The sequence below is a fragment of the Candidatus Melainabacteria bacterium RIFOXYA2_FULL_32_9 genome, assembly GCA_001784615.1.
Classification (GTDB): Bacteria; Cyanobacteriota; Vampirovibrionia; order Gastranaerophilales; family UBA9579; genus UBA9579.
In genome coordinates this window covers 1-5,102 of sequence record MFRQ01000146.1, presented here as the reverse complement: position 1 = coordinate 5,102, position 5,102 = coordinate 1, and the positions used below count along the sequence as shown (strand labels likewise).

The following is a 5,102-nucleotide window of genomic DNA, read 5'->3' as shown; positions in this document are numbered from 1 at the left end:
TTGTAATTTCAAAAACTCGTCGTTTTCGAAATTGTAAGCTCCCGCTTCGCTCATCAAAATCCATAAGTATTTTTACGCTGTCCTTAGTTTGCATCTTAACAGGTAAAATATGCTGAGCGAAGTATTTCAATATATTGCAGATAGTTTTAATGATGGGCAAGTTTACTCATCTTTCTTTAGTCAATTCACACTGATTGCAATCTAAATTATTTACTAAGAATATTTCTTTTTCTGTGCACCATATCAACAAAAGCTTCTAGACGACTTTGAAGGCCAGTTGAACTTGTATGCGAGTCAAAAATTAGTGACAGGATAGGAATTCCTGTTTTTTCCTGAATTAAATTTAATTGACTTCTCAATGCATCATTTGGGGTACAGCCAAAAGGAGAAATAAAAATTATTCCATCATATGCTTTGTTGACGTAATTATTTATCCTTGCTATTGCATTAGAGGTAAAAACTCCATAATTATTCCTGATAAAATATTTAATTTCTACATTTGATATATTTTCTTTTTTAATTAAGTTATTACCAAATTTATCTACAATAATTCCCATATAACCAAGTTTGCGATCAGTAAACTGGTGAGAATAAGGTTCTCTCAGAGAAAAAGGATCTCCTGTTAATCCAAAATGCAGGCAATTATAATCAGGTGGGTATGATTGAAATATTTCATTAATATCTTTCTTTATTTTTTGATATTCTGAAAAGCTTTTGGCCTCTGTAATTTCCTGAAATAGTTTTGAATATATGCTTTCTCCAACATTATAGTCTTTAATAACTGGTCTTATTACACAAAAAACATCATCAAGATATTGAAATAAAAGAAGTTTGCTGAAACCAAGCCAGATAGCTTTTATTATCTTAGTGCTTGATGCTCCGGTTATTTTTCTAAGGTTGTTATAGTAATCCCTAAGAAAATATCTTTTTTTTGTAATGTTCATATAATATGCTTCTGGATACCAGGAATATTTCTCGAAAACTTCAAGGTAGATATTATTGATAGGAGTCAAATTACATAGATCGCAGCCATTGTAAAAAATAACTATATCAGGCTTTTCATCTTTCACTGTTAGAAAATTGCCCAGTAAAAGTTTAAGGGGGTGACATAATTCTGCCCTTAAATTTTCCTCTCCAAGTTTTTGTGATAGTGAGTTTGTCAGAGTTGGAAGAATCATCTCATATCCAAGATATTCAAACGATGTTTGAAAGGCATATGAAGCCAGGCCTAGATTACCCGTAGTAATTTTCATAATTTAGTTTGATTCCAATATCTGAACGATTATTTTAGTTAGTATATTGAAATTCTGCAACATCTAAGCTGCTATTTTCTCCTGTATAAATTTCTTACTATAGGCTACTTTAATTGCCTGAGTTAGAAAATAACTGATAAATATACTGGTTTGTATCGTTAGTATCACTAGTAACAGGTTGTATATCATCAATTGTAAACGTACTTAATTGCTGAATAATTGAGTTTATATCTGTATTAGTTAAATAAGTACCATCTTGGAATTCTATTTTTTCAATTTGATATTCTGGCTGAGAATACCAGTCGATGACTGTTATTCTATTTTTTGGATCTTTTAATTCTATGATTATGTTATTGTCTATTTGGCTAAAGGTTAAATCATCAATTGAGATTCCTTCTCCTAATTTTATTGTATCTATTCCATTAGTATCTGTGATAGTGTCTTGTCCGTCGTTTAGATTAAATATATAGATGTCATTGCCATCATTTCCATATATAGTATCGTTGCCGGTATTGCCTGTTAGGGTATTATTTCCGGTATTACCAGTAATGATATTATCAAGTTCGTTTCCTGCTGCGTTTATATCATTCGTGCCTGTTAAGTTTAGATTTTCAACATTGGATCCTAAAGTGTAAGAAACAGTTGAATAAACACTATCTATTCCTTCGTTTTTAGTCATAGGGATTTCATCTGTTTTCTTAAATACCCATCCTCTGCAATTATCGACTGTAACACTGTCTCCACCCGAGAATTCAACCCCATCTGATCTTAACCATTCTCCTGGGGGGAGAGTTATAGTTTGTTGTGATCCTGAATTATTTAAATACACAGCTCCATAGCTATAATATCTTGCATATACTGCACGACTAAATGAATAACCGCTAACAACATCTTTTATTCCTGTATCAGTACCGGGTAGGATTTCTCTATCTCCTAACGGATAACCGATTTCACCTAATATTTCAGCAGGTATAAAATATGATTCTATTCCAGTGCCAATATCAGTAACAGTTGTAACTCCAAGGATATTGTCTGTTAATAAGTTCATAGGCAATCTAAATGTTTCGAAGGGGCCTCGGTCTTCATCCCAGTATGTATCCTGGCAAACCTGATGAGCATCTCGGGCTTGATCTGAGTATCTAAAATATGAAGCGATACTTTTATCATTTGTGCCTAAAATGTCATCAATTCTGTCTTCAAGCATAAATATATCTCGATTGGTAAACTTATAGTAAGGAGGAGAGTTACCTATTACCATTTTATCGTTTATTACATCTTTAACTAAGCCTGCAATTGTATTCCATCCTTCTTGCAGAGCTGCAAATTCTTCATTAGTGAGTAATACTGTGTCGCCAAGCTTACTTCGCCACCAGTTATCAGAAAAGACACCATCAAATCCCGCTTCACATATTCCCTTGCAATGATCTACATAATAAGCCTGCCACATGGGATTTGTGGAATCAAAAAGTGGTCTATTGGTATCATTTCCCGTGTAATAGTGTAATATTTCACCATTTTTAGTTAAAAATAAGCTATTTTCATTGCAGTAATCCCAGGTACCAAAATTCTGTCCGTCAAATAGTTCGTTAGAGTGCCAGAAATACCATTCAGGATGAATTGATGAACTTTCATAGTACCATACGTCAGTCATATTAAGATAAGGTAAGACATATATGGTTCTATTTTTAGCAGATGCTTCTGCTTTTATGTAGCCCATTGTTGCGTTTAGGCCTGTATTTGGGTTTTTTACGCTATCATAGTTGTCTAAAAATAAATCATTATAATCACTGGTTCCTTGTCTTGATCCTGCTCTGTTGAGTCCAAGGTAATCAAGATATGTAGTCGCTAAGTCAGATAATATATCATTAGCTTGCTGAGTTGCTTCCCAATCTACTTGAGTAATGCCGTTAACGGTTGTATAGCGAGTTGATGCATAAAATAATCCGTCTGGACAAACATGCCATTGATTTCCCATTACTCTGGGGAAAGTGCGTGCATAGATATCTTTTAAATATTCTGAAGTTATCCAGCTGGTGTCTGGAGGAGTAGCAGGTGATGATTCTATTATCAAATCGTCCGGGTTATCTACATAATAAATATCATCGCCATTACCCCCGATAAGAGTGTCTCTTCCTACTCCACCGTCTATGGTATCATTGCCATCTCCACCATTTAGAACATTATATCCTGAATTTCCTGTAATAATGTTGTCTAATTCATTGCCTGTACCATTATTATTACTTGATCCTGTAAGGGTAAGATTTTCAAAATTATCATTAAGGGTATAAGAAATACTTGAATATGCTATATCAATGCCTTCATTGATATATTCAATCATTACATCATTAAGATTATCTATATAGTAAGTATCATTTCCAGAACCACCATAAACAGTGTCATCTCCTGCTCCATCGTCAATTTCATCGTTACCATCTCCGCCGTATATAGCATCACTTCCCCAGGAAGCATAAATGATGTCATTACCAGCGCCACCATTAAGAATATTATTTCCCAGATTACCTGTAATAATGTTATCTATTTCGTTACCAGTACCATCATTGTTTCTTGTACCAGTAAGCGTTAGATTTTCAAAATTATCATTAAGAGTATAAGAAATACTGGAATATGCTATATCAATGCCTTCATTGGCAGACTCAATCATTACATCATTAAGGTTATCTATATAGTAAGTATCGTTACCGGGCCCACCATAAACCGTGTCATCTCCTCCCCCATCATCGATTATATCGTTACCTGAGCCTCCATAGATGACATCATTACCACCAGAGGCATAGATAGTGTCATTACCGCCTAATCCGTATAATGTGTTATTACCTGAATTACCTCTTATAACGTTATTTAGTTCATTGCCCGTGGCATTATTACCTGATCCTGTAAGAGTGAGATTTTCAAAATTATCACCTAAAGTATAAGAAATACTTGAATATGCAATGTCTATACCTTCATTGGCATATTCAACCATTACATCATTGAGATTATCTACATAATACGTATCGTTACCGGCCCCGCCATAAACAGTATCATCTCCTTCACCATCATCGATAACGTCATTGCCGGATTCTCCATAAATAATATCATTACCATTAGAGGCATAAATAGTGTCGTTACCAGCCTTTCCATATATAGTATCAGGGTTGTTAGTACCTCTTAATACATCATTGCCTTCTGTTCCTGTTATCGTAGATGCTAACAGAGATTGAGCAGCTGTGGAGTTCTCAATTTCTTGCCAGGTTAAGAAATTTCCATCTGAAAATTCTACTTTTTCTATTTTATATCTGTTTTTAGAATACCAATCAATAATTGTTATTTGGTCATCAGTATTGTTTATATTGATGATGATATTATTATTTTTTCTGCTGAATATAATATCGTTAAGTGTAATTCCAATACCGAATTTTATTATGTCGTAGCCATTAGTATCAGTTATAATATCTGATCCGTCCCCTATATTAAATAAATACGTGTCATCCCCCCAGTAATCTTTAATACGGTCATTACCTTTTTTAGTGTAATAGATGGTGTCTTCACTTGATGTGGTTAGATAGTCAAAATTATCAGTCCCCTCAATAAAACGCATACTAATTTCTCCTTGCTACTTTATAAAACAGGCAAGATATCCTAATCAATGCTATAAAATGGCTAGAGTGCAAAATAAGTTAGTTAAGTTTACTAAAACATTTACTTGATACTTAACAAATTTGTGACCTTTTAAACTTATATAATTAAATTCAAAAAAACGTTATTATCTATTTTTCTCATGATATTTATCTACTTGTAGTAATTAGAAAAAAGTTTTTATATTAAGAACCTATCCGACAAAAAAACGTC

General features: G+C 33.4%; 2 protein-coding genes. Both read right to left on the bottom strand.

What is annotated here, in order from left to right; all coding sequences use genetic code 11:
- Positions 1-206 precede the first annotated feature (206 nt).
- Positions 207-1,253 carry a hypothetical protein gene (locus tag A2255_04820; GenBank protein OGI17457.1) on the bottom strand — a complete coding sequence of 349 codons (1,047 nt, stop codon included), beginning with the start codon at positions 1,251-1,253 and terminating at the stop codon, positions 207-209.
- A gap of 109 nt (positions 1,254-1,362) precedes the next feature.
- Positions 1,363-4,851 carry a hypothetical protein gene (locus A2255_04815; protein ID OGI17456.1) on the bottom strand — a complete coding sequence of 1,163 codons (3,489 nt, stop codon included), beginning with the start codon at positions 4,849-4,851 and terminating at the stop codon, positions 1,363-1,365.
- Between the last annotated feature and the right edge of the window lie 251 nt (positions 4,852-5,102).